The following is a 23,861-nucleotide window of genomic DNA, read 5'->3' as shown; positions in this document are numbered from 1 at the left end:
GCACGACCGGGCGAGAAGCGCTGTGCCGGGACCTCGGGCGCGCTCCGGAGCGGCTCACGAACACCCTTCAGATTACTTTCAGGAAGGTGCAATGGATAATCACGAACAGACCCAGGAACAGACGCAACAGCAGCAGCAACAGGCGCATCAGTCGCCGGCGAAGGTCGCGGACGATGCGTTCATTCCGACCGAGCACGCCAACATGGCGAGCGAACGCCAGTTCGTGCTGAAGTCCGGCAATACCTTTGCCGTGTATGACGCGAACGGCGACATCCGCGGCGGCGACGACGGCCTCTTCGTCAACGACACGCGGGTGCTATCCGAACTCGTGCTGACCTTCGGCGGACGCGCGCCGTCGCTGCTCTCGGGCAGCGTGTCGAGCGACAACGCCGTGTTCACCGCGCACCTCACCAATCGTCCGCTGCCGCCTATCGGCGGGGCGCGCACGCCCGAAGGCGTGATCCACGTCGAGCGCAAGCGGGTGCTGTCGGGCCACGTGCTGCACGAGAGCATCGTGCTCACCAATTACGGCATGGAGCCGTCCACCGTGCCGCTTTCCATTTCCTTCGCCGCGGATTTTCTCGATATGTTCGAGGTGCGCGGCGCGAAGCGCGGCAAGCGCGGCACCTTGCGGCCGCCGGTGGTCGAGAACGGCGAAGTCGTGCTGCGCTATGTCGGCCTGGACGAAGTCGAGCGCACCGCGCGCATCCAGTTCACGCCCGCGCCTGACGTGCTCTCGCCGACGCGCGCCGATTACGCTCTGCATATCCAGTCGGAGACGGCGATCTCCGTGTATCTGTCGGTGACGGCGGTCACGCTCGCGCTCAGCGACGCCAGCGAGGAAAGCAAGCGCAACGCCGCCGAAGCGGCGGAATGCGCGCCCGAATCGGGCAGGCCGGCGATCCGCGAGGCGCTCGTCGATGCGCATCGGCGCATGCGCGACAGGCGTCGTGCGAGTGCGCGCGTGCGGTCGAGCAATCCGCTTTTCAGTGAATGGATCGACCGTTCGCTCGCGGACCTCGGCCTGCTCACCACCGATCTCGAAACCGGCCCGTACCCGTACGCGGGCATCCCGTGGTTCTCGACCGCCTTCGGCCGCGACGCGATCATCACCTCGCTCCAGATGCTCTGGCTGCATCCAACGCTCGCGCGCGGCGTGCTGCGCTTTCTCGCCGCCAATCAGGCGCGTGAGGACTCGGCGTTCCGCGATGCCGAAATCGGCAAGATCATGCACGAGACGCGCAAGAGCGAAATGGCCGCGACAGGCGAGGTGCCGTTCGCCCTCTACTACGGCGGCGTGGACAGCACGCCGCTCTTCATCGTGCTGGCGGGCGCCTATGCCGAACGCACCGGCGACCGCGCGCTGATCGACGAAATCTGGCCGGCGCTGCAGCTCGCGACGCAATGGGTCGCGCGCCATTGCGACGAGAATCCGCAAGGCCTGCTCGACTATCAGCGTGCCTCGGAGCACGGCCTCGCGAATCAGGGCTGGAAGGACAGCCAGGATTCGGTGTTCCACGCGGACGGCCGGTTCCCGATCGGCCCGATCGCGCTCGTCGAAGTTCAGGCGTACGCGTCGACCGCGTTCTCGACCATGGCGCGCCTAGCCCGCGAGCGCGGCGAGGATGAGAGCGCGCGCGACTTCGAGCGGCGCGCGCGCCATATCCGCGAACGCGTCGAGGAGATGTACTGGATGCCGGACATGGAGTTCTACGGCATCGCGCTCGACGGCAAGGGGGAGCTGTGCCGCGTGCTGTCGTCGAACGCGGGACATCTGCTCGCCTTCGATCTCGTCGAACGCAAGCGCGGCGAGGCCGTCGCGCGCCAGCTCGAATCGACGCTCTTTCACACCGGCTGGGGCGTACGCACGCTCGCGGCGGGGCAGCCGCGCTTCAATCCGATGTCGTATCACAACGGCTCGGTATGGCCGCACGACACGGCGCTGTGCGCGCGCGGTCTCGCGCGTTACGGCGATCGTGGCGCGGCGGTCGCCTTGCTGCAGTCGTTGTTCGAGGCCGCCGTCACTTTCGATATGCGCCTGCCCGAGCTCTTCTGTGGATTCACGCGCCAGCGCGGCGAGCGGCCGATCGCTTATCCGGTCGCGTGCCTGCCGCAGGCCTGGGCGGCGGGCGCGCCGTTCATGATTCTCGAAGCGTGTCTCGGCGTGACCGTCGACGCCGTCAATAATGAAGTGCGGATCGACCGGCCGGAGTTGCCGGAGGGCATTGACTGGCTGGAAATCGGCGATCTTCGCCTCGGCGACAAAAACGTGACGATCACGTTCCGGCGCGTGGGCGGGCAGGTGGTGCCGTCAGTGGACGGAGACGCTCGGGTCGTCGCGGTGCTTTGATGCGAAAACGCACGGCGCCATCGCGGCGCCGTGCGTTCTGGGGCTGCCGTCCTTAAACCGCCACGCTGCCGACGTAGTTCTCGGCGAGCGCGGTGGCCGCCGCGCGCGACGTCGTCACGTGCTCGAGTTCCGCCACTTGCAGGCGCTGCTCGAAGGGCGACGTGTCGTCGAGCTTGTGCAGCATGCGCGTCATCCACCACGAGAAGTGCTCGGCGCGCCATACGCGCTTCAATGCCGTGTCGGTGTAGCGCGCGAGCTTTTCGCTGCTGCCTTCCTTGTAGAAGTCGAGGAGCGCGGCATTGAGCACGCGCACGTCCGACACCGCGAGGTTCAGCCCCTTCGCGCCGGTCGGCGGCACGATGTGAGCGGCATCGCCGGCGAGGAAGAGCTTGCCCGACTGCATCGGCGTGGAAACGAAGCTGCGCATTCCGACGATGTTCTTCTGGAAGATCTTGCCTTCCGTGATCTGCCAGCCATCGGCGGTATCGACGCGTGCATGCAACTCGGCCCAGATGCGGTCGTCGGACCAGGCATCGACGGAATCCTTCGGGTCGCACTGGAAGTACATGCGCTGCACGCCCGGCGAGCGCGTGCTGATGAGCGCGAAGCCGCGGTCGTGGCGTGCGTAGATGAGTTCATCGGAAGAGGGCGGCGCTTCGACCAGGATGCCGAACCAGCCGAACGGATAGATGCGCTGGTAATCCTGCCGGACCGCTTCGGGAATCGACTGGCGCGAGACGCCCTGCGAGCCGTCGCAGCCGATTATGAAGTCGCACTCGAGCTCTTCGTCGCGGCCTTCGTGCTGGTACTTGATGCGCGGATTGCGGTCGCTGCCTTCCTGGAAATCGTGCAGCGACACGTTCGACACGTTGAACTTCAGCGCGCCGTTGGCCGCGAGACGCGCCGCGACGAGATCCTTGATGACTTCGTGCTGCGCATAGACCGTGATCGAGTGCCCGGTCAGCTCGGTCAGCGCGATGCGGCGGCGCTGACCTTCGAACGCGAGCTCGAAGCCGTGATGCAGCGCGCCTTCCGCCTGCATGCGCGCGCCGAGACCGGCCTGATTGAGCGTGTCCATCGTGCCTTGCTCGAGCACGCCGGCGCGAATCGTCGATTCGATGTCGTTCTGGCTGCGCGCTTCGAGCACGACCGATTCGATCCCGCGCAGATGAAGCAGATGAGAGAGAAGAAGCCCGGCGGGGCCCGCGCCGACGATACCGACTTGAGTACGCATGTTTGTCTCCGGGAGGCAGTGGTGATGTTGTGCGTACAGTGTCGGCAGAGCGGCCTTATGCCGCAACGCGATAGGGAGGATAAGGTCTATCTGATTTCGAGATAAAGGCCTCAAACCGGGCGAAAACAGCGAAAACTGCGGGTAAATCCCTACGGGGCGCGAGCGGACGCCCGCGCCCGGGGCGACCTTACTCCGCCGCCTGTTCCTTCAACTGATTGCGCCGGTATTCCCCCTGCCGCGTGAGCATCCAGCCGGGATACTCCGCAGGCAACTGGCTGACTTCGTCGAGCGCGGCGAGTTCGTCCTCGTTGAGGCTGACCTTCGTCGCGGCGATGTTGTCATCGAGTTGCTCGACGCGCTTCGCGCCGATAATCACGCTCGACACCGCCTTCTGGTGCAGCAGCCACGCCAGCGCAATTTGCGCGACCGAGACACCCTTGGCTTCGGCCACGCGCCGCATCACGTCGACGCAGTCGTACGCGCGCTCGACATTGACCGGCGGAAAATCGAACTTGGTGCGGCGGCTGCCTTCCTCTTTCGCGCCCTCGCGCGTGTACTTGCCCGACAGCAGCCCGCCCGCGAGCGGACTCCACACCATCAGCCCGACATTCTCGCTCTGCAGCAGCGGCACGATCTCGCGCTCCAGATCGCGGCCCGCGATCGTGTAATACGCCTGCAGCGATTCGAAGCGCGCGAGCCCGAGCCGCTCGGAAATGCCGAGCGCCTTCATGATCTGCCACGCCGCCCAGTTCGACACGCCGATGTAACGGACGTGCCCGTGCTGCACGAGATTGTCGAGCGCGCGCAGCGTTTCCTCGATCGGCGTAGCGGGATCGAAGCCGTGAATCTGGTACAGGTCGACGTGATCGAGCTGCAGGCGCTTCAGGCTCGCCTTCACGCCATCGATGATGTGATAGCGCGACGCGCCGCGCGAGTTGGTGGTTTTGGTGCCGGTTTCGCCGAGGATCTTCGTCGCGACGACCACATTCTCGCGCGGCACCTTCAGATTCTTCAGCGCCTGGCCGGTGATGATTTCCGACTGGCCGTCGGCGTAGACGTCGGCGGTATCGATGAAGTTGATGCCCGCATCGAGCGAGCGGCCAATGAGCTTGTCCGCGTCCGTCTGCTGCAACTGGCCGATGTTGTCCCAGATTCCACCGGTCCCGCCGCCGCCGAAGGTCATCGTGCCCAAGCACAGTTCGGAGACGAAAAGACCGGTATTGCCGAATTTCCTGTAGCGCATGGTTGCTCCCGAGTGACTGGAAAGGCGCGGCATCGCACGACCCATGCGAGACGATCCGCGCCGGCAATGCAGTATCGTTCCGGCGCGCGCCCGGTTCATAGCCTGATCCTGTTCAATCCTTGCCTGTTCCTGCAAACGCGGGGGGCGGCCGCGAGCAATCCCGCGCCCGCGCGAGTAAGCTAGGCGGACTCACCCTCCATCTCGAATCAGTCCAACATGGCTCTGAACGACACGCCCGGCCTCGCCGGAAAAGACAGTCACGACCAGCCGCAGGAGCCGCGCCACGGCGACGCGCCCGATGCCGCCCTGGATCAGGCGCGCCTCGATCTCGTCGCGCTGCTCGACCGTTTCACCGCCGGTTGCGAGGGTTCGGTCGAAACGCCGGTGCCGGGGCTCTTCCTGCATCGCGTCATGAATCCGGGCGGACCGAAGCACGGCATCCAGACGCCCGCGCTCGCGCTGATCGCGCAAGGCAGCAAGCGCCTCATGGTCGGCGACGAGGTCTATATCTACGATCCGATGCACTATCTGGTGTCGTCGGTGGATCTGCCGGTGTGCGGGCAGGTGTCGGTGGCGAGCGAGTCGGAACCGTATCTCGGCCTGCGGCTCGATCTCGACGTCGAGGAAATCACCTCGCTGATCCAGGACGAAAGCCTGCCGCCGGCGACGCAGGCCGACGCCTCGCGCGGCCTGTACGTGAACCGCCTCGGCAACGCGATGCTCGACGCCGTGCTGCGCCTGCTGCGTCTCGTCGATACGCCGGACGACGTGCCGATCCTCGCGCCGCTCGTGAAGCGCGAGATTCTCTATCGGCTGCTGATGAACGGCTCCGGCGCGCGGCTGCGGCAGATCGCGCTGCAGGACAGCCAGACGCAGCGCATCGCGAAGGCCATTCAGCTGTTGCGCCAGCATTTCGATCAGCCGCTGCGCGTGGAGGACATCGCCCGCGACGTGCACATGAGCGTGTCGTCGCTGCATCATCATTTCAAGGCCGTCACCGCGATGAGCCCGCTGCAGTATCAGAAGCAGTTGCGTCTGCAGGAGGCGCGCCGCCTGATGATGCTCGATATCGTCGATGCCGCCACCGCCGCGCATCGCGTGGGCTATGAGAGCGCGTCGCAGTTCAGCCGCGAGTACAGCCGGCTCTTCGGCGCGCCGCCGCTGCGCGACACGCGGCGCTGGCGGGATGCCACCGCGGCCGCGGCAGGCGTCTGAACGCGGGTTTCACCGTCCCGCCGGCGAAATTTCGATGAACCTCTGGCAACGCGCGCGCGAATGGTCTTGAATGGATTGCCGAGCCGCGATGCGACGGCGCTGCCGCATCGACTTATTTCATCGTCCGCGGAATAGTGCAGCGCTCCCGAACGTTCTACGGATACTTCTACAACAAGGAAAGATGAAATGAAGAAGCGCATCCAGATGTTCGCCGCTGCCGCAACGGTCGCAACCGCTTTTGCCGCCATCGCTTCATCCGCCCATGCCGCGGCGCCGAAAGAGGCGAGCGGCATGTTCGTCGATGAAAACGGCATGACGCTCTACACGTTCGACAAGGACACGAAGGGCGGCCCGAGCGCCTGCACCGGCGGCTGCGCGCAGGCGTGGCCCGCCGCGATGGCGGGCGCCTCCGACCAGCCGAGCGGCAAATGGACCATGGAAGCCGCCGAAGGCGGCAAGCAATGGGCCTACGACGGCAAGCGCGTCTATCGCTTCGCGAAGGACACGAAGCCCGGCGACAAGAACGGGGACAACTTCCGCGACGTCTGGCACGTCGCGAAGCCCTGAGCGCTTCGGGTAATGCCGGATCGCACGCCGCGTTTCCGCGGGCGTGAGGATCCGAAATCTTTCGCAAGGTGGCGGGCTCGCGGAATAAATCCATGAGCCCGCCGGTCTATGAATCAATGGGTGACGATCATGAAAAGATCGATCGGAGTGACGGTGCTCCTGGTCGCGCTCGGCCTCGCGCTGGGTGCGGCGGGCTGTGCGAGCGGCACGCAAGGTGCGCCGAATTCGTCTGGCGCGCCGAGCGGGTCGTCCGGCGGAGGAAGCTACTGATGGCGCAATCCACGATCGCCCGCAGTGTTCGGGGCATGCAGACGGGCGCACGGCCTTGAGCTTCGAGAGCGATCTTCTCGCGCATCTCCCGCAATTGCGCCGCTATGCGCGCGCGCTGACGGGCGATCGCGCGTGGGCCGACGATCTCGTGCAGGACGCGACCGAGCGCGCGCTCAATCGCGCCAAATCGTTTCATGCCGGCACGAACCTGCGCGCGTGGCTGTTCACGATCATGCGCAATCTGTACATCGATCAGTTGCGGGGGCGCCGCGATATCGCGGTCGATGACGAAACCGCCCCCTGGCGGCAGATGGCCGCGCCGCGCGGCGAAGTCGACGGCCTCGTGCTGCGCGACGTGCAGCGCGCGCTCTATTGTCTGCCGGTCGAGCAGCGTGAAGTGATGCTGCTCGTGTGTGTCGAGGAAATGAGTTATCAGGAGGCATCCGTGGTATTGAACGTGCCGACCGGAACCGTGATGTCGCGCTTATCGAGAGCGCGGGAGCACATGCGGGTTCTGCTCGGCGAGGAACCGGGCCGCAAGGCATCGCCGTCGTCGCTGAAAGTGGTGAGCCGCTCATGACGAATCAAGACCGTCCTACCGAAGGCGGCGACCATATGGGGCCGCCGAAGCCCGATCGCGATCTGCAGGCGCTGTCCGCCTTCATCGACGACGAACTGACCGGCGACGAGCGCGACGCCGTGGCCGCGCGCATCGCCAACGATCCCGCGAGCGAGGCGACTGTCGCCGCGTATCGCGCGCAGGACAATGCGCTGCGCGCGCTCTTCGCCGATCAGCGCGAGCCGCAGGTCGTTCGCCTGCGGCCGCCCGCGCGCGAACGTTATCTGATCGCGGCGTGCTTTCTCGTCGTGGGCGTGGCGTGCGGATTCCTGATGCACATGCTCCTGCCCGAGTTCGGCGAGAAGCCGCGCTTCGCGGAGCGCGCGGATATCGCCTACGCGGTGTATGCGCCCGAGCAGCGGCACGCGGTCGAAGTGGCGGCGTCGCAGCAGGATCATCTCGTCACGTGGCTGTCGAAGCGGCTGAATCGCGCGGTGACGATTCCGTCGCTGGCCGAGTACGGGTTCCAGCTCGTCGGCGGACGCCTGTTGCCGGACGAGGAGGGGCCCGCCGCGCAGTTCATGTACCAGAACGCGGCCGGCGAACGCCTCACGCTCTACATGACGACCGCAACGATCCGGCGCAACGACAGCAAGATCAAAACGCTCAAGGACGGGCAGCGCACGACGTTCTATTGGGCGTGGGACCGCGTCGGCTATGCGCTCTCGGGGCAGATCGGCGAGGCGAAGCTGCAGGCGATCGCCTATGACGCGTGCAAGGAACTCGGCGGCGATCCCAAGGGCTGGTGATTCGTCCATCAGAAAGAAAAAAGCCGCAGCGGAGCGATGAACTGCACCCCAAAAGTTGGACACCCGTTCAACGATTTGGGGTGTTTTTTCATGAGCAAGTACAGCGCACGACTCAAGCGCAGAGTCGTTCAAGACTATTTGTCAGGCGAGCGCGGTGGTTTCGCAGAGGTGGGGCGTCAACATGGCGTGGGCCATGGCACGGTGCGTAAATGGGTGGCGGCGTGGCGGGCGCATGGCGAGGCGGCGCTTAAGAGGAAGTACAGTTTCTACGACGGCCCATTCAAACTGAAGGTGCTGCAGTTCATGCACACCAAGGCCCTGTCGTGCCGAGAGACGGCCGCGATCTTCGATATCCGCAATCCGAGCGCGATTAATGTCTGGAAGCGCCGGTATGATTCGGGAGGTATGCAGGCCCTTGAGCCGCGCCCCCGAGGACGCTCCGTGAAGCAACCCAAGTCATCTGCGCCAGCTGTTTCGTCCAAACCCGACGAGGCCCGCACGAAGGAAGAGCTCCTGAAGGAGCTGAACTATCTGCGCATGGAGAATGCGTACCTAAAAAAACTCGATGCCTTGATCCGCTCGGAAAGCCCTACAGCGCAGCGCAAAAAGCGCAAGTAGTGGCCGGGTTGAGGCATGAGTTTGCGCTCGACGGCCTGCTGAAAGTGGCCGGCCTGGCGCGCAGCACGTTCTACTACCAATGCAAGGCTTCACGCAAGGCGGACAAACACGCGCAGCTCAAGGCGCGTATTCGTTCTGTCTTCGAGCAGCACAAAGGGCGTTATGGCTATCGACGCATTACTCACGCAGTCCGGCATTTGGGCACGGTTGTGAATCACAAGACCGTCCAGCGGTTGATGCACCTCATGAAACTGAAGTCGCTGGTGCGCCCGAAGAAGTTTCAGGCCTTCCGCGGGACGGTGGGACGGGTTGCGCCGAACGTGCTGCAAAGACAGTTCGATGCCGCGGGGCCGAACCAGAAGTGGGTCACCGATATCACTGAATTCCGGGTGGGCGAGCGAAAGCTTTATCTATCGCCGGTGCTGGATCTGTATAACGGCGAGATCATCGCCTACGAGACGGCCACTCGTCCGGCATTCGCGATGGTCGCCAACATGATCAAAAAGGCGTTCAGAAGGCTGGAAGTCGATGATCGCCCCTTGGTGCACTCGGATCAAGGCTGGCACTATCAGATGGGCGCTTACCAGGCGTTGCTCTCGCAACGAGCCCTGACGCAAAGCATGTCGCGCAAGGGCAACTGCCACGACAACGCCACCATGGAAAGCTTCTTCGGCACTTTGAAGTCGGAGTTCTTCTACCCCAACCACTTCGAGAGCATCGAAGCCCTTCAGGCCGGAATCAGACGCTACATTCACTACTACAATCACCACCGCATCAAGCTGAAGCTGAAAGGGCTGAGTCCTGTGATGTACAGAACTCAGCCCTTAGCGGCCTAGCCCAAAACTGTCCAACTTTGCGGGGTCAGTTCAGCGATCCGCTGCGGCTTTTTTCATGCCTCATGGGCTCAATAGTAGCGATGCGCAGGCGGCGCGACGTGATGATGACGCTCCCACTCCTTGCGCTCCCAGTAGCGATGGCCGTCCCAGTAACGATCGCCATGCCAGCCCACGGTCACGTGATGCGGCGCGTAGTGATGCACGTCGGCGGAAGCGACGTTGGCGAGGCCCATGCCGAGCGCGGCGGCGAGGGTGGCGATCAGCAGGCTCTTTTTCGTGTTGTTCATGATGTTGGCTCCTTGTTCGTATGCTTGCGGTCGAAACCACGATTCACGTGGTAGCAGTTATGCCGAAATCCGGTGCGTGTTTCAATATGGGCTCAGTCGCGGTAGTAGCCGTGGTGATGGTGATACCCGTCACCGTCCGGCACGACGATGCAGCCCGATAGCGCGCTGCTCAGCAACACGCCCAACGCTGCAAGGATCGCTAGTTTTTTCATGGTTTTCTCCCTGTGAATCCATGGAGACCAATGTAGCGGTTCGCAAAATGACAAGCCGTGTTCGTTTGTAAGCAAACGTGTAACGTGAAATATTTACGATCGGGACCCGTAAGGGTCCGGCGCGGCGCATCTGATGCGTTGCACGCGGCCGTGCGACACGTTATCCTGAACTACGATTTATATTGTCGGAGTGGATATGTCGCACATCAGCACGGGCGTCGAGTACGCGCTGCACTGCATGCTCTATCTGGCGGAGCCGCCGCACGGCGTGCGCGAGGCGAGCGTGCGCGATCTCGCGGAATTGCAGGGCGTGCCGGCGGAATACGTCGCCAAGCTCTTCACGAAGCTGCACAAGGCGGGGCTGGTCGTGGCGACCGAAGGCGCGCGCGGGGGCTTCGCGCTCGCTCGGCCGTCGCGGGAAATCAGCGTGCTCGATGTCGTCGACGCGATCGACGGCGATAAGCCGCTCTTCGATTGCAGGGAGATTCGCGCGCGTTGCGCGGTGTTCGGCGACGACGCGCCGCCCTGGGCGACGAGCGGCGTGTGCGCGGTGCACGCGGTCATGAAGAACGCCGAGAAGCGCATGCGCGAGGCGCTGGCCGCGGATCGGCTATCGGATCTCGCGGGCCGGGTTCACGCGAAGGCGCCGCGCACGTTCGGGCCTCAGGTCGTCAAATGGCTGGACGAGCGCACCAGCCAGCGGCGCGCCGCCCGAAGCTGACACTCAACGCACGATCTTCGGCTTCATGTTCGGCGTGAGCGAGACGCCCACCACGTGACCGTCGCGCACGCCGCAGCGGCTGTCCACGCGCGTCCATTGCGCCGTGCCGCGCGCCTTCGCGAACGCGCGCATCACGATGACCTTGTCAACGGGAATCGGGTTGCCGACACTGAAGATCGCAGTATCGTCGTCGATCTTCGCGGACAGCACGCGCCGGTCGGGCACGATCAGCGTGTCGTACTTCGGCGCATTCTCCACCCAGCGGTCGAACGCGGCGACGCATTGCGCGACGGCATCGGGCACATGGAGCTTGGCGAGGTACGAATAATCCTCGGGCAGGTCCGGCGTTTCCTGTGCCGCGACGAGCTGAAACATCGACGCCGACAGCGCGAGCGCGAACAAGGCGGGAGCAAGAATGGGCTTCATGCGATGGGCGATGAAAAAGGGGCGTTCGGGATGGTCGGGCAGAGCGCGGATCGCCGGGGCACGGATCGCGTGAATGGCGCTGTGAGTGCGGTGCGCGCGCCTGCGCAGGAATGGCGCGGAGTATACCGTGTGACGTTTTGTGACGTCGAGAAAATCGCGCATGTCGAATGCTGATCGAAAGCATTGCGCCCGCGATGTATCCTTCGATGCGGACGAACACACACGAGGTGCGCGATGAAAACGGTGCGATGGTCGCAACAGGAAGGCACGGGGCTCGAGCATCTCGCCTTGCACGAGGCGCCCGATGGCATCGTGATCGAGAGCGCGGTCGTGGGCGAGGACGAAGCGCATGCCTTCGGCCTCGTGTATCGGATCGAATGCGATGCGCGCTGGCAGGTCACGCGTCTTGCCTTGAAGCTCGCGGGCGGCGCGACGCTCGATCTGCATCGCAGGGGAGGCAACAACGGCGACGCGCACGCGTGGAGCGACGCGAACGGCAATCCGCAGGAAGCGCTGCGCGGCTGCATCGACGTGGATATCACCGCGACGCCCTTCACCAACACGCTGCCTATCCGCCGCCTGCAACTGGAGCGCGGCGAGCGGCGCGTGATTCGCGTCGCTTACGTGCGCGTGCCGGAGCTCTCCGTGAGCGCGGTGGAGCAGGCCTACACGTGCATCGAGCCGAATCATCGCTATCGTTACGAGGGGCTGGATACGGGCTTCACGGCGGACATCACCGTCGACGATAGCGGGCTCGTGCTCGACTATCCGGGGCTCTTCAAACGCATCGCATGAGCAAGGGCGATAATACGCAGACTCTCGCTCCAACGAATTCCACGATGACCGACACCACTTCCCCCCGTCTCACGAGCCTGTCCCACGGCGGCGGCTGCGGCTGCAAGATCGCGCCCGGCGTGCTCGCCGATCTGCTCAAGCGCGCGACGCCGTTGCCCGCGTTTCCGAATCTCCTCGTCGGCAACGACACCGCCGACGACGCCGCCGTCTACAGACTCAACGACGAGCAGGCGATCGTCGCGACGACCGATTTCTTCATGCCGATCGTCGACGACCCGTTCGACTTCGGCCGCATCGCCGCGACCAACGCGCTGTCCGACGTCTACGCGATGGGCGGCAAGCCGATTCTCGCGCTCGCGCTCGTCGGCATGCCGATCAACGTGCTGCCGCATGAGGTGATCGCGCAAGTGCTGAAGGGCGGCGAAGCGGTGTGCGCCGAAGCGGGCATTCCGGTCGCCGGCGGCCATTCGATCGATTCCGTCGAGCCGATCTACGGGCTCGCGGCGCTCGGCATCGTGCATCCTTCGCGCGTGAAGCGCAACGCGGCCGCGCGCGCGGGCGACGTGCTCGTGCTCGGCAAGCCGCTCGGCGTCGGCGTGCTGTCGGCGGCGCTGAAGAAGGACAAGCTCGACGCCGCCGGCTACCGGGCGATGATCGACGCGACGACCAAGCTCAATCGCCCGGGCGCAGAGCTCGCGCAGCTCGACGGCGTGCACGCGCTGACCGATGTGACCGGCTTCGGCCTGCTCGGCCATACGCTGGAACTCGCACGCGGTGCGCAACTCACGGCGCGCGTCCGCTATGCGGACCTGCCGTGGCTGCCGCAGGTGCGCGAGTTTGTCCGCGCGGGCATCTACACGGGCGCCTCGGGCCGCAACTGGGCAGCGTACGGCCACGACATCACGTTGAACGTGGATGGCAAGGAAGACGCTGAGGCCCGCGCCTTGCTTACCGATCCGCAGACGTCGGGCGGCCTGCTCGTATCGTGCGCGCCGGAAGCGGTGAACGACGTGCTCGCGATCTTCCGCGCCGACGGCTTCGACGATGCGGCGGTGATCGGCGAGATGGCCGACGGCCCGAGCCGCGTCGACGTGTCCTGATCCAACATAAAAAGGCATGAAGGAAGAATCTCCGAAAGCCATTTTCTACGCGCTCGCCGCGAATTTCGGCATCGCCGTCTGCAAGTTCGGGGCGGCGGCCTTCACCGGCTCGGGCGCGATGTTCGCCGAAGCCATCCATTCCACCGCCGATTGCGGCAACCAGTTGCTGCTGCTCTTCGGCCTGAAGCGCGCGCAGAAGCCGGCGAACGCGCTTCATCCATTGGGCTCGGGGCGCGAGATCTATTTCTATGCGCTGATCGTCGCGCTGCTGCTGTTTTTCGTCGGCGGGGCGTTCTCTGTGTATGAAGGCGCGCATCGGCTGCTGCATCACGAGCCCTTGTCGAATCCTATCGTCGCGCTCGTGATTCTCGGCGTCTCCGTCGTGCTCGAAGCGTTTTCGCTCGCGGGCGCGTTACGCGAAATCCGCAAGGGCGCGCCGGACAAGACCTTATGGCGATGGTTCCGCGAAACGCGCGAATCGGAGCTGCTCGTCGTCGCGGGCGAGGATGTCGCGGCGCTGCTCGGTCTCGCGATCGCCTTCGCCGCCGTGCTCCTGACCATGCTCACCGGCAATCCGGCGTATGACGCGGCCGGCTCTATCGGCGTCGGCGTGCTGTTGATGGTCATCGCGTATCTGGTCGCGCGCGAAGTGAAGTCGATGATCGTCGGCGAGTCCGCCAGCCCCGAAGTACGCAAGGCGATCGATGCGCACTTGCGTGCGCGTCCCGAGATCACGCGCATCATCAGCCTCATTACGCTGCAATGGGGCAAGCACGTGGTCGTCGCGGTCCAGGCCGAGATGATCGACTACGCCAGCGGCCGCGCGATGATCGATGCGATCAATATCATCGAGGAAGATCTGCAACGTGCGTTTCCGCAAGTGCGCTGGGTGTTCTTCGAACCCGACATCGCACGCGATCGCGGCGAACCCGCGACGCTGTAGGCTCGATTCGCGCCAATTCATGGCGGGGCAGGAGCGCCGCGTGCTAGCGCCCTGAGGGTCGTGCGTGAGCGCTTCTGCCGCGCTGACGGCATCGCGTTAACATACGTCGTGCGCGTCGTCCGCATCGAGTCCCTGACATTTCGTGATCTTCATCCGACCCATGCGCAAATTGCTCCTGGCAGTGCTGCTCGTCGCCGTGTCGAGCCTTCTTCCGATCTTTTCGCAGTCCTCCTTCGCCGCAGCCGATCCCGCGCAGCACGCGTCGCAGCCGGCCGTCGCGCTGACGCCGCAACAGGCGCGCGATGCGCTCGCGGTGCTCAACGATCCCGCGCGCCGCACGCAGGTCGCGGATACGCTGCGCGCCATCGCGGCGGCGGGCGCGCTCGCCGCGCCCGCGAGTTCGCCGCAGGCTGCATCGTCGGCGGCGGCACCCGCATCGGGCGCGTCCGGCGTGCTCGCGCATTCATTGACCGCGAACGGTCTCGCTTCCCAATTGTCGCGGCAGGCGGGCCACTGGCTCGTGCAGTTCGGCGCGGGCATGCGGCGCTCGGCGGCGACGCTGCTCGATTTCGGCTCCGTGATCTCGTGGTGGCGCGACCGCACGTCGAGCGCGGATGGGCGCGCGCTCATCGGTCATGTCACGTGGACCGTGCTGGCGTCGCTGCTGCCCGCGCTGCTGCTCGAATTCCTGTGCTCGCGCTTCCTGAGGAAGCCGCGCGCGAAAATCGCGGCGCGCGGCATCGCCGATGCCGAGGCACAGGACCCCGACCTCGTGCGCCAGCAGCATGCCGCCGAGCGCGCGGAAGACGCCGCGGCGCGAAGCGGCGACGAAACCGCGATGCATCTCGCGGAGCGCAAGGCCGACGACGCGCGCGGCCAGCGTCATGCGGCGCGTCACTGGACACTGTTGCAGCGCCTGCCGAGCGCGCTGCTCTACGGCTTCCTCGCGCTGGTTCCGCTCGTCGTGTTCATCGGCGTGGTGACGCTGCTGATGTCGGTTTTCATCAACGACGACACGCCCGAAGCGCGTGTCGCGGGCTCGCTCATCGACGTCTATCTGGTATGCCGCGCGATCGTGATCGTGAGCGGCTTCTTCGTCGCGCCGCGCGCGCCCGGCCTGCGCCTCATCCAGATGCGCGATGTCTACGCCGTGTACACGCATCGCTGGGTGCGGCGCATCGTGAGCGTCGCGGGCGCGGGCCTCGCGCTCGCCAACGCCGCCGAGCCGCTCGGCTTGTCGGGCGAAGCGCATATCGCCATTACGAAGGCCGTCCTGCTGATCGTGCATCTGATGATCGCGTTCGTGATCTTCGAATGCCGCAGGCCCGTGGCCGAGCGCATTCGCGCGCGTGCGCGGGCGAACCGCTCCGTCAAACTCTTCGGCAACTGGATCGCCGATATATGGGCGGGCGTCGCGATCTTCTTCGTGATCGCACTGTGGTTCGTGTGGGCGCTCGACGTGCAGAACGGCTATCGCACGCTGTTCCATCTCGGCGGCCTGTCGCTGCTCGTGCTCGTCGGCACGCGCGTGCTGGCGATCGTCGCGTTCGGCGCGCTCGGCCGCGTGTTCCATGAGGACGATGAGGACGATCTCGCGAACGAATCGATCGCGCGCCGGCGCGCGTATCGCTACTATCCGGCGTTGCGGCGCATCGTGCAGGCGCTGATCTCGGTCGTGACGGTCGTTGCGCTGCTGGAAGTGTGGGGCGTCAACATCGTGCATTTCTTCACGTCGGGCGGCGTCGGCAACCGGCTCGCGTCGGCGCTCGTCACGATCGTGATCGCGGCCGTGTTCGCCGTGCTCGTGTGGGAGGCGGCGAACATCGTCGTCGAGCGGCGTCTCGAGCAGTGGACCGCGAGCGGCGAGCGTCTGCGCGCCGCGCGCCTTCGCACGCTGTTGCCGATGATGCGCTCCGGCCTTTTCATCGTGATCGCGATGGTCGTCGTCCTGACGGGCCTCTCGGAGCTCGGCGTGAACACGGCGCCCTTGCTCGCGAGCGCGAGCATCTTCGGCGTGGCGCTCGGCTTCGGCTCGCAAAAGCTCGTGCAGGATCTCATCACAGGCATCTTCCTGTTGATGGAAAACGCGATGCAGGTGGGCGACTGGGTGACGCTCGCGGGCGTGTCGGGCACGGTCGAGTATTTATCGATTCGCACGGTGCGTCTGCGCGGCGGCGACGGCTCGCTCTACACGGTGCCGTTCAGCTCGGTCTCGACGGTGAACAACACGAACCGCGGTATCGGCAATGCGGCGGTGCGCGTGTCGATCGCGCTCGGCCAGGATGTCGATCTCGCGATCTCCACGCTGAAGGAAATCGGCTCGGCGCTGCGCGAGGACGAGGCGTTCCGCGACGGCATCCTGTCCGATTTCAGCTTCTGGGGCGTCGATGCCGTCGACGGCTCGACCGTCACGCTCGCCGGCCAGATCCAATGCCGCGACAGCGCGCGCTGGCCGGTGCAGCGCGAGTTCAACCGGCGCATTCTCAACGAGTTCACGGCGCGGGGCATCGAGATCGCGAATCCGCAGCGCAACTTCGTGATCGTGAACGGCGGCGGCCAGGAAGGCAGTCAGGATGCCGCGCCCGATGCGCAGGAAGCCGGCGCGGACCAGCGCGGCGAGCCTTCGAAGGCCGCGCAGCATCCGACCAGCGAAGCCGCGGGCTCGGCGAACGTCGCATCGAATGCGCCGCCGCCGCGGGCATCGCAGAGCGGCACGTGATCCTATAATCGTTCGGCCGGATCGCGCCCGCGCGGGCGCGATTTTCTTTCGAAGGTCGAACTTTTACGAGGGTCACGCCTGCCATGAGAGCCGCCGCATCGGAATCGAAGAAGACCCCGAAGAAGCTCCGCCGCGCGATCGTCGCAATGGCGTTCGCGGCGAGCCTCGCGGGATGTGCCTCCGCCCCGCGTTCATTCGACTCCGCCAGCGGCTCGCGCGAAGTCAAGGTCATGATCGTCACGATGTTCGCGCCCGAAGGCAAGGTCTGGCTCGACAGGCTCGGGCCGTGGGACGCGATCGCGGTGCCGGGGCTTTCGCCGGACTATCCCGCCGTGCATTGCAATCGCGATGATGTGTGCGTCGTCACGACGGGCATGGGCCACACCAACGCGGCCGCGTCGATGATGGCGCTCGCGTTCTCCGACCGCTTCGACTTGCGCCGCGCGTACTTTCTGATCGCCGGCATCGCGGGCATCGATCCGGCGCAGGGCACGGTCGGCTCGGCGGCGTGGGCGAAGTATCTCGTCGATTTCGGCCCGCAATGGGAACTCGACGCGCGCGAGAAGCCCGCGAGGTGGCCGAGCGGGTTCACCGGCATCAACACGAAACGCCCGGACGAGAAGCCGTCGCTCGACTATCGCACCGAAGTGTTCGCGCTCGACGCGACGCTCGCCGATACCGCGTATGCGCTCTCGCGCAACGTCACGCTCGCCGACAGCGACGAGGCCAAAGCCGCGCGCGCGAAGTTCGCTTACGCGCCGGCGAACCGGCCGCCCGGCGTGATCCAGTGCGACACGCTCGCCGGCGATACGTGGTGGTCGGGCAAGTACATCGGCGAGCGGGCGCGTGCCTGGACGCGTCTTCTGACCGATGGCCGCGGCGTCTATTGCACGACGCAGCAGGAAGACAACGCGACCTACGAGGCGCTCAGGCGCGCGGCGAGCGTCGGGCGGGTGGATGTGTCCCGCGTGGCCGTGCTGCGCGCCGGCTCGGATTTCGATCGCCCTTACGCGGGGCAGCGCGCCGTCGACAATCTGCTGAATTACGCGGCGCAGGGCGGTTTTGCGCCTGCCATCGAAAATCTGTATCGAACGGGCAATCCTTTCGTGCAGACGGTTGTTACACATTGGGATGCGTGGGGCAAAGGCATCCCGAAAAGGTAACGCGGCACGTTACAAACTCGGGTAACAAAGGCCGTTACATGCACGTAACAAGTAAAAGGTAATTATTACCTCATTGAGTGTGCATCGGTAAGGCCCGTTTATTAGGTCATTTTCCGGCTATTTTCATCTGACAAATCATCTCAAAAATAGCTGTTCCGAGTGTCAACCAAATCCCGAAATGCCCCGTTATTGCTGGCGTCGAGCGATTTATCCGACCAAAAAAGAAACCGCGCCAGATGGACCTCGCAAACGTATGACAAATAGAAAGCGAGCGTGAATCCAAGGTAAATTCGACTGACCGAAAAAATTACCGATCGAAAGTGTTGTTTGCAACAAAATATTATTGAGATGCCCTTGCTTTCGATTCAGACCGTACTTAGAATCCGTTTCACAGTGGTTGTTACAAGATGTAACGCACTGAAACAAAGATTACGCAGTACGTAGCCGGGCAGAACTAGCCCGGTGAGGCATAAAAAAGATATCGGCAAAAAGCCGGCTGGAAATTCGGGGTTTTACTGGAAGTTGCAACCATGAACGGTCGCGAAACGCTGGAATCGATCCGGGAAATCAACCTGTCGTACATCATGCTCGCGCAGCGTCTCCTGCGTGAGGACCGCGCCATCGGCATGTTCCGGCTCGGTCTTTCGGCGGAACTGGCCGATCTGCTGTCGGGCCTCACGCTCGCGCAGGTCGTCAAGCTCGCGTCGTCGGATAACCTGCTTTGCGCTTTCCGCTTCAACGATCACACGATGCTGTCGGCCTTGACGCAACCCGCGAAGAACGCGGACATCGCGCCGACGCACGCGGCAATCCTGCTGGCTGGCCAGCCGGCCGAACAGTTCGCTTAAGGGACGACGGAGCGAGCCATGCTGAAGAAGAGCCTCACCGAAGACGCCCAGGAAGTGTTCCGCGCCATCGCGCTGATCGAGCTCGGCGCGCGCATGCAAGTGCTGGAGAGCGAACTCACGCTCTCGCGCGATCGCATGATCCGCCTTTACCGCGAAGTGAAGGGCGTATCGCCGCCGAAGGGCATGCTGCCGTTCTCGGCCGACTGGTACATGACGTGGCTCGCCAATATCCACGCATCGCTTTTCTATAACACCTATACGTTCCTGAAGAACGAAGCCGGTTGCTCGCATCTCGATGCGTTGACCAAGGGGTATCGGCTGTATCTCGAGCACTGCAACCATAGCGGCGCCGAGGCGGTACTCGACCTTACGCGGGCCTGGACTCTTGTGCGCTTCTTCGACGCGGGCATGCTGCAGATGACGCCGTGCTGCCGCTGCACCGGGAAGTTCGTTGCACACAAACATGATTTACAGAACAACGTGGTGTGCGGGGCCTGCCAGCCGCCGTCACGCGCGGGGAAGACCAAGAAAGCGGCGGCCGCCAAACAGGCCACTCGAGAAGCCGCTCTGGAGGTGGTGATGTCGAAGAAGGAAGTGCCGGCGCATGCGGAGCAAACGGTACTCGGTAACGTAGCGGCGTTACAGCCGCAACGGGCAGGCCTGGTCGCACAGGCCGCTTAGGCGGTGGCGGCCGCCAGCCGTTCTCCGGGGACTGTCCGCGAGGATGGTGGACGACCGGCTCGCCGCTACCGCGTTTTACTTCCGCTTTGTTTTTCCCGATTTCCAAGATTTTTCCCGAAGCCCGGCGCCGATACGCGCCGGGTTTTTCATTTCCACGCCAAGTAAAATGTTTCGATGGCACGCGCTATCGAAGGTAAGGGCTTGGCCCCCGCACAACAGGGTTTTCTGCTGACTCGTCACTGGCGCGATACCGCGGCAGGGACCGAGGTCGATTTCTGGCTCGCCACCGGCGACGGCCCGAGGAAGATCCGCATCGCGTTGCAGACGAGCGTCGCGTTCATCCGCGCCGAGGATCGCGCGAAGGCCGAGCCGGTCATCGCGGGCGCGCGCGATGCGTATCTGCGCGAGCTGCCGCTGAAGGATTTTCGCCAGAAGCCGGTGCTCGGCCTGTACTGCCCGCAATACCGCCAGTTGCTCGCGCTCGAAAAGAATCTGAGAAGCGCGGGTGTCAACGTCTTCGAAGCCGATATCCGGCCGCACGAACGCTATCTGATGGAGCGCTTCATCACCGCGCCGGTGTCGTTCGAGGGTGTGGAGCGCGACGGTTACGTGTCGAGCGAACTGAAGCCTGCGCCCGATTACCGGCCATCGCTGAAAGTCGTGTCGCTCGATATCGAAACGAGCGTCAAGGGCGATCTCTATTCGATCGCGCTCGAAGGCTGCGGCGCGCGTCAGGTGTACATGCTCGGGCCGCCCAATGGCGACGCAGGCGAGCCCGGTTTCGCGCTCGACTACTGCGACACCCGCGCCGACATGCTGCGCCGTTTCAACGCATGGATCGCGGAGCACGATCCGGACGCGATCATCGGCTGGAACGTGGTGCAATTCGACTTGCGCATTCTCCAGCGGCACGCCGACGACTACGGCGTGCCGCTCGCGCTCGGCCGCGACGGCAGCGCGGTCGAATGGCGCGAGCACGGCATGAACCGCAATCACTGGTTCATCTCCATCGCGGGCAGGCTCGTGATCGACGGCATCGAGGCCTTGCGCTCGGCGACGTGGAATTTTCCGTCGTTCAGCCTGGAATACGTCGCGCAGTCCTTGCTCGGCGAAGGCAAGGCGATCGACAGTCCGTACGCGCGCATGGACGAGATCGAGCGGCGGTTTCAGGAGGACAAGCCCGCGCTCGCGCATTACAACCTCGGCGACTGCGAGCTCGTCACGAAGGTCTTCGAGAAGACCGAACTGCTGCCGTTCCTGCTCGAGCGCGCGACCGTCACCGGCCTGCAGGCCGATCGCAGCGGCGGCTCGGTCGCGGCGTTCACGCATCTGTACATGCCGCGCATGCATCGGCTGGGCTATGTGGCGCCGAATCTCGGCGACGTGCCCGAGGAAGCGAGCCCCGGCGGCTTCGTGATGGACTCGCGCCCCGGCCTCTACGATTCCGTGCTCGTGCTCGATTACAAGAGCCTGTATCCGTCGATCATCCGCACGTTTCTGATCGATCCCGCCGGGCTCGCGGAAGGCATGGCCACGCCCGATGACGCCGCCACCGTGCCCGGCTTTCGCGGCGCGCGCTTTTCGCGCGGCACGCACTGTCTGCCCGCGATCGTCGCGCAAGTGTGGGAAGGGCGCGAGGCCGCGAAACGTCAGCGCAACAAGCCGTTGTCGCAGGCGCTCAAGATCATCATGAATTCGTTCTACGGCGTGCTCGGATCGAGCGGCTGCCGCTTCTTCGATCCGCGTCTCGCGTCGTCGATCACGATGCGCGGGCACGAGATCATGCATCGCACGCGCGAGCTGATCGAGGCGCGCGGCTACAGCGTCATCTACGGCGATACGGATTCGACCTTCGTGTGGCTGAGACGCGCCCGCAGCGAAGAGGACGCGGCGCGCATCGGGCGCGCGCTCGTCGCGCATGTGAACGCATACTGGCGCGAGCATCTGCGCGACGCGTTCGGTCTCGACAGCGCGCTCGAGCTGCAGTTCGAAACGCACTTCACACGCTTTCTGATGCCGACGATCCGCGGCACGGAAGAGGGCAGCAAGAAACGCTACGCAGGCCTGACGACACGCGCCGACGGCAGCGAGGAAATCATCTACAAGGGTCTGGAAACAGTGCGCACCGACTGGACTCCACTCGCGCAGCGCTTCCAGCAGGAGCTCTATTTGCGTGTGTTCAAGGGCGAGGCCTACGAGGATTACGTGCGCGATTACGTCGGACGCACGCGGCGCGGCGAAATGGACGAGCTGCTGATTTATCGCAAACGTCTGCGCCGCACGCTAGGCGATTATCAACGCAACGTGCCGCCGCACGTGCGCGCCGCGCGCATCGCCGATGAATACAACGCGCGCGCCGGCCGTCCGCTGCAATATCAGAACGGCGGCTGGATCAGCTATGTGATGACGACGGCCGGTCCCGAGCCGGTGGAAGCGCGTCATGCGCCGATCGACTACGAGCATTACGTGAGCAAGCAGCTTCAGCCGGTCGCGGACGGCATCCTCCCTTTCATGCGCGACGATTTCACCGCGCTGATGTCCGGGCAGAAAGAACTCTTCTAGGCTAGAAACGCACGCCGAAGCCCGCCTCGATGATGTCCGAATCGCGGTCATAGCGCGTGATCATGCGGTTCCAAGTGACGCGCGCGAGCCAGCGATCCGTGAAGCGGTAACTCGCCGATACCGATACCAGGCCGGAGAAGCGGCCATCGCCGGTGCGGTTCTGCGGCAGGTCGTCGTTTTGCGTGATCGACAGATACGGGCCGATGCCGGCGCCGAGCGTGAGCTTGTCGTCGAAGAACGCGCGCGTCGCCCAGATCTGCGCGGCGACGCCGTCGCGGCGCGACTGCTCGTGCCCGCCCTCGTGCAGATACGACGCGGTGAGATCGACGTATTCCCATAGTCCGCGACGGTACTCGATGCTCTCCGCCAGGTTCGTTTCCGAATCGGGACTGTTGAGGATCGTCGTGCCGAGCATCACCGTGACTTCGTTGCTGGTGACCTTCGTCGTGCGCGGCACGGGGCGCGCGCGCGGTCCGGGGCCCTCGGGCGCGTCGAGCTGATAGCCGATGCCGAAGAGCAGCGCGGTGGTGTCGGGGCCGCCGAACGCCTGCACGCGGTTCAGCTTCATCTCGCCGATCCATCGGTTATCGAAGTAATACGCCGCACGCAGCGTGAACATGGCGCCCCAGCCGTGCGTGTTCGAATAGTCGCCGCCGGCCCGCGCCTGGCTCGTGTCGAAATACCGATACGGCCCCGCGCCCGCCGACAGCTCCAGCCGGTCGCCCTGGAGCGGCAGGCGCCCCCAGAGCTGCAAGGCTTGTCCGTCACGGTGGTGATCCGGGATATGCCCTTCGTTCAGCCACGAAAAGCTCCAGGCGGCATAGCGTCCGAGCCCTTCGCGATAGTTCGCTTCCCAGGAGTACGTGTTCTGGCCGCCGCTCTTGAGCGCGCCGCCGAGCAGGGAGAACTCCTGCGCGTGAGCCGCCTTGCTCGCGCAGCCGAGCGCGGCGCAGGCGATCACCCAGGCGGCGGTTCTGCAATGCCGTTCTTTCTTGCTGGCTGTCATTCTGTGAACCCGAGTTGCGGGATCTCGGCGTCGTTGCCGTAGGCCGTCCGTCCGAGAATAGCGGCTTAGAAAAATTTCTGCACGAAATCGATCTCGTTTCGGACACTGCAATGTGCGGTGTCAAACGTTTGCGGGACTTTTCCGCGGCAGCCGGAACCGACAATCGTTCGGCCTACGTTCGCAGCCACTCACACGCGGGGTTACGTAGTTGGCGAGCCTTGCGTAGATTGTCTGCATGCTCCCGTCCATTCATGCAAGCGAGGTCAGCGATGGACTCCACTCCAGTCGAATATCGAGGTTGCGAGATTTCGGTCATCGTCCGGCACCTGGCCGGCGAGTTCGTCGCGACGCTTCTCATCGAGCGGCCTGGCGGCGTGCGGCGCGCGCTCGGGCCTTTTCGCGCATTTCCGACGGCGCACGCCGCCGAATCCTTCGCGATCGAATACGCCAAGGCGGAACTCGACGGCGGCCTCGCCGGGCGGGGGCCGCGTGTCGCGGTGTCGGGCTGATATTGCTGACGGGTTCACGGACGACACACGCGACGACACCCGCGACGACACCCGCGACGACCGCCGATCGCCTCGACAGTTGCTCGACGGCAATCAATGCGCGGGGCATGCGTTCGTCGCTCATTTCATCGCAGCCATGTTCGGATATCGAACGATTTCGATGGGGCTCCTCGCCGCGATGCTATCGG

22 protein-coding genes are annotated in these 23,861 nt (G+C 64.6%); 17 read left to right on the top strand and 5 right to left on the bottom strand.

Going from position 1 to position 23,861, the window contains the following annotated elements; genetic code table 11:
- The first annotated feature begins 91 nt into the window (after positions 1–91).
- A complete protein-coding gene (locus tag AC1Z32_RS30075) occupies positions 92–2,350 on the top strand; it encodes an amylo-alpha-1,6-glucosidase (protein ID WP_483482478.1) in 2,259 nt (752 codons plus the stop codon).
- Positions 2,351–2,402: 52 nt separating this feature from the next.
- Here the strand turns inward: AC1Z32_RS30075 and AC1Z32_RS30070 are convergent, their stop codons facing one another.
- Together AC1Z32_RS30070 and AC1Z32_RS30065 are read right to left on the bottom strand one after the other, a co-directional pair.
- Positions 2,403–3,584, bottom strand: a complete 1,182-nt coding sequence (locus tag AC1Z32_RS30070; protein WP_483482477.1) for a 4-hydroxybenzoate 3-monooxygenase — start codon at positions 3,582–3,584, stop codon at positions 2,403–2,405.
- Positions 3,585–3,771: 187 nt separating this feature from the next.
- Positions 3,772–4,827, bottom strand: a complete 1,056-nt coding sequence (locus tag AC1Z32_RS30065) for an aldo/keto reductase (protein ID WP_483482476.1) — start codon at positions 4,825–4,827, stop codon at positions 3,772–3,774.
- A 216-nt stretch (positions 4,828–5,043) separates the two neighbouring features.
- Here AC1Z32_RS30065 and AC1Z32_RS30060 point away from each other — a divergent pair, with 216 nt between their 5' ends.
- The 6 genes from AC1Z32_RS30060 to AC1Z32_RS30035 all read left to right on the top strand — a co-directional run bounded on the left by AC1Z32_RS30060 (position 5,044) and on the right by AC1Z32_RS30035 (position 9,701).
- On the top strand, positions 5,044–6,042 hold the full coding sequence (locus tag AC1Z32_RS30060) for an AraC family transcriptional regulator (protein WP_483482475.1): 999 nt from the start codon (positions 5,044–5,046) through the stop codon (positions 6,040–6,042).
- Between the two features lie 186 nt (positions 6,043–6,228).
- Positions 6,229–6,609 (top strand): COG4315 family predicted lipoprotein, encoded by a 381-nt coding sequence (locus AC1Z32_RS30055; RefSeq protein ID WP_483482474.1) that lies wholly within the window; start codon positions 6,229–6,231, stop codon positions 6,607–6,609.
- 129 nt (positions 6,610–6,738) lie between these two features.
- Complete coding sequence (locus AC1Z32_RS30050; protein ID WP_483482473.1) at positions 6,739–6,879, top strand: hypothetical protein; 141 nt, start codon at positions 6,739–6,741, stop codon at positions 6,877–6,879.
- A 55-nt stretch (positions 6,880–6,934) separates the two neighbouring features.
- Positions 6,935–7,459, top strand: a complete 525-nt coding sequence (locus AC1Z32_RS30045; RefSeq protein WP_483482472.1) for a sigma-70 family RNA polymerase sigma factor — start codon at positions 6,935–6,937, stop codon at positions 7,457–7,459.
- Complete coding sequence (locus AC1Z32_RS30040) at positions 7,456–8,247, top strand: anti-sigma factor family protein (RefSeq protein WP_483482471.1); 792 nt, start codon at positions 7,456–7,458, stop codon at positions 8,245–8,247. Before AC1Z32_RS30045 ends, AC1Z32_RS30040 begins: the two co-directional genes overlap by 4 nt.
- Positions 8,248–8,337: 90 nt before the next feature.
- Positions 8,338–9,701, top strand: a protein-coding gene (locus AC1Z32_RS30035) for an IS3 family transposase (protein ID WP_483482470.1) whose coding sequence is annotated in 2 segments (ribosomal slippage) — positions 8,338–8,809 and positions 8,809–9,701 — 1,365 coding nt in all. Because the reading frame shifts where the segments join, the coding sequence is not laid out codon by codon here.
- A 68-nt stretch (positions 9,702–9,769) separates the two neighbouring features.
- On the opposite strand, the gene AC1Z32_RS30030 is transcribed toward AC1Z32_RS30035, so the two are convergent.
- Positions 9,770–9,988 carry a hypothetical protein gene (locus AC1Z32_RS30030; RefSeq protein ID WP_483482469.1) on the bottom strand — a complete coding sequence of 73 codons (219 nt, stop codon included), beginning with the start codon at positions 9,986–9,988 and terminating at the stop codon, positions 9,770–9,772.
- A 408-nt stretch (positions 9,989–10,396) separates the two neighbouring features.
- On the opposite strand from AC1Z32_RS30030, the gene AC1Z32_RS30025 reads away from it, so the two are divergent.
- The gene (locus tag AC1Z32_RS30025) at positions 10,397–10,921 is read left to right on the top strand and encodes an RrF2 family transcriptional regulator (RefSeq protein WP_483482468.1); all 525 of its coding nucleotides are present in this window, start codon (positions 10,397–10,399) and stop codon (positions 10,919–10,921) included.
- A 3-nt stretch (positions 10,922–10,924) separates the two neighbouring features.
- On the opposite strand, the gene AC1Z32_RS30020 is transcribed toward AC1Z32_RS30025, so the two are convergent.
- On the bottom strand, positions 10,925–11,347 hold the full coding sequence (locus tag AC1Z32_RS30020) for a BspC domain-containing protein (RefSeq protein WP_483482467.1): 423 nt from the start codon (positions 11,345–11,347) through the stop codon (positions 10,925–10,927).
- Positions 11,348–11,581: 234 nt separating this feature from the next.
- On the opposite strand from AC1Z32_RS30020, the gene AC1Z32_RS30015 reads away from it, so the two are divergent.
- The 8 genes from AC1Z32_RS30015 (at position 11,582) to AC1Z32_RS29980 (ending at position 22,158) form a co-directional block, all read left to right on the top strand.
- On the top strand, positions 11,582–12,142 hold the full coding sequence (locus tag AC1Z32_RS30015; protein WP_483482466.1) for a putative glycolipid-binding domain-containing protein: 561 nt from the start codon (positions 11,582–11,584) through the stop codon (positions 12,140–12,142).
- Between the two features lie 44 nt (positions 12,143–12,186).
- Positions 12,187–13,242 (top strand): selenide, water dikinase SelD, encoded by a 1,056-nt coding sequence (gene selD, locus AC1Z32_RS30010; protein WP_483482465.1) that lies wholly within the window; start codon positions 12,187–12,189, stop codon positions 13,240–13,242.
- Positions 13,243–13,258: 16 nt separating this feature from the next.
- Positions 13,259–14,185 carry a cation diffusion facilitator family transporter gene (locus tag AC1Z32_RS30005; protein WP_483482464.1) on the top strand — a complete coding sequence of 309 codons (927 nt, stop codon included), beginning with the start codon at positions 13,259–13,261 and terminating at the stop codon, positions 14,183–14,185.
- A 160-nt stretch (positions 14,186–14,345) separates the two neighbouring features.
- On the top strand, positions 14,346–16,904 hold the full coding sequence (locus AC1Z32_RS30000) for a mechanosensitive ion channel family protein (RefSeq protein ID WP_483482463.1): 2,559 nt from the start codon (positions 14,346–14,348) through the stop codon (positions 16,902–16,904).
- An 83-nt stretch (positions 16,905–16,987) separates the two neighbouring features.
- Positions 16,988–18,067 carry a purine-nucleoside phosphorylase gene (locus AC1Z32_RS29995; protein ID WP_483482462.1) on the top strand — a complete coding sequence of 360 codons (1,080 nt, stop codon included), beginning with the start codon at positions 16,988–16,990 and terminating at the stop codon, positions 18,065–18,067.
- 530 nt (positions 18,068–18,597) lie between these two features.
- Positions 18,598–18,915 carry a flagellar transcriptional regulator FlhD gene (gene flhD, locus AC1Z32_RS29990; protein ID WP_014250878.1) on the top strand — a complete coding sequence of 106 codons (318 nt, stop codon included), beginning with the start codon at positions 18,598–18,600 and terminating at the stop codon, positions 18,913–18,915.
- Positions 18,916–18,933: 18 nt separating this feature from the next.
- Complete coding sequence (gene flhC / locus AC1Z32_RS29985; RefSeq protein WP_483482461.1) at positions 18,934–19,596, top strand: flagellar transcriptional regulator FlhC; 663 nt, start codon at positions 18,934–18,936, stop codon at positions 19,594–19,596.
- Between the two features lie 174 nt (positions 19,597–19,770).
- Complete coding sequence (locus AC1Z32_RS29980; protein ID WP_483482460.1) at positions 19,771–22,158, top strand: DNA polymerase II; 2,388 nt, start codon at positions 19,771–19,773, stop codon at positions 22,156–22,158.
- 1 nt (position 22,159) lies between these two features.
- On the opposite strand, the gene AC1Z32_RS29975 is transcribed toward AC1Z32_RS29980, so the two are convergent.
- Positions 22,160–23,164 carry a hypothetical protein gene (locus AC1Z32_RS29975; protein ID WP_483482459.1) on the bottom strand — a complete coding sequence of 335 codons (1,005 nt, stop codon included), beginning with the start codon at positions 23,162–23,164 and terminating at the stop codon, positions 22,160–22,162.
- A 269-nt stretch (positions 23,165–23,433) separates the two neighbouring features.
- Between AC1Z32_RS29975 and AC1Z32_RS29970 the strand changes: the two genes are divergently transcribed.
- Complete coding sequence (locus AC1Z32_RS29970; RefSeq protein ID WP_483482458.1) at positions 23,434–23,673, top strand: hypothetical protein; 240 nt, start codon at positions 23,434–23,436, stop codon at positions 23,671–23,673.
- The last annotated feature ends 188 nt before the right edge of the window (positions 23,674–23,861 follow it).

It is taken from the genome of Caballeronia sp. 11_S32 (genome assembly GCF_056930355.1).
Note: the sequence above shows the minus strand (reverse complement) of the source record. Positions and strands in the feature narration are given on the sequence as shown.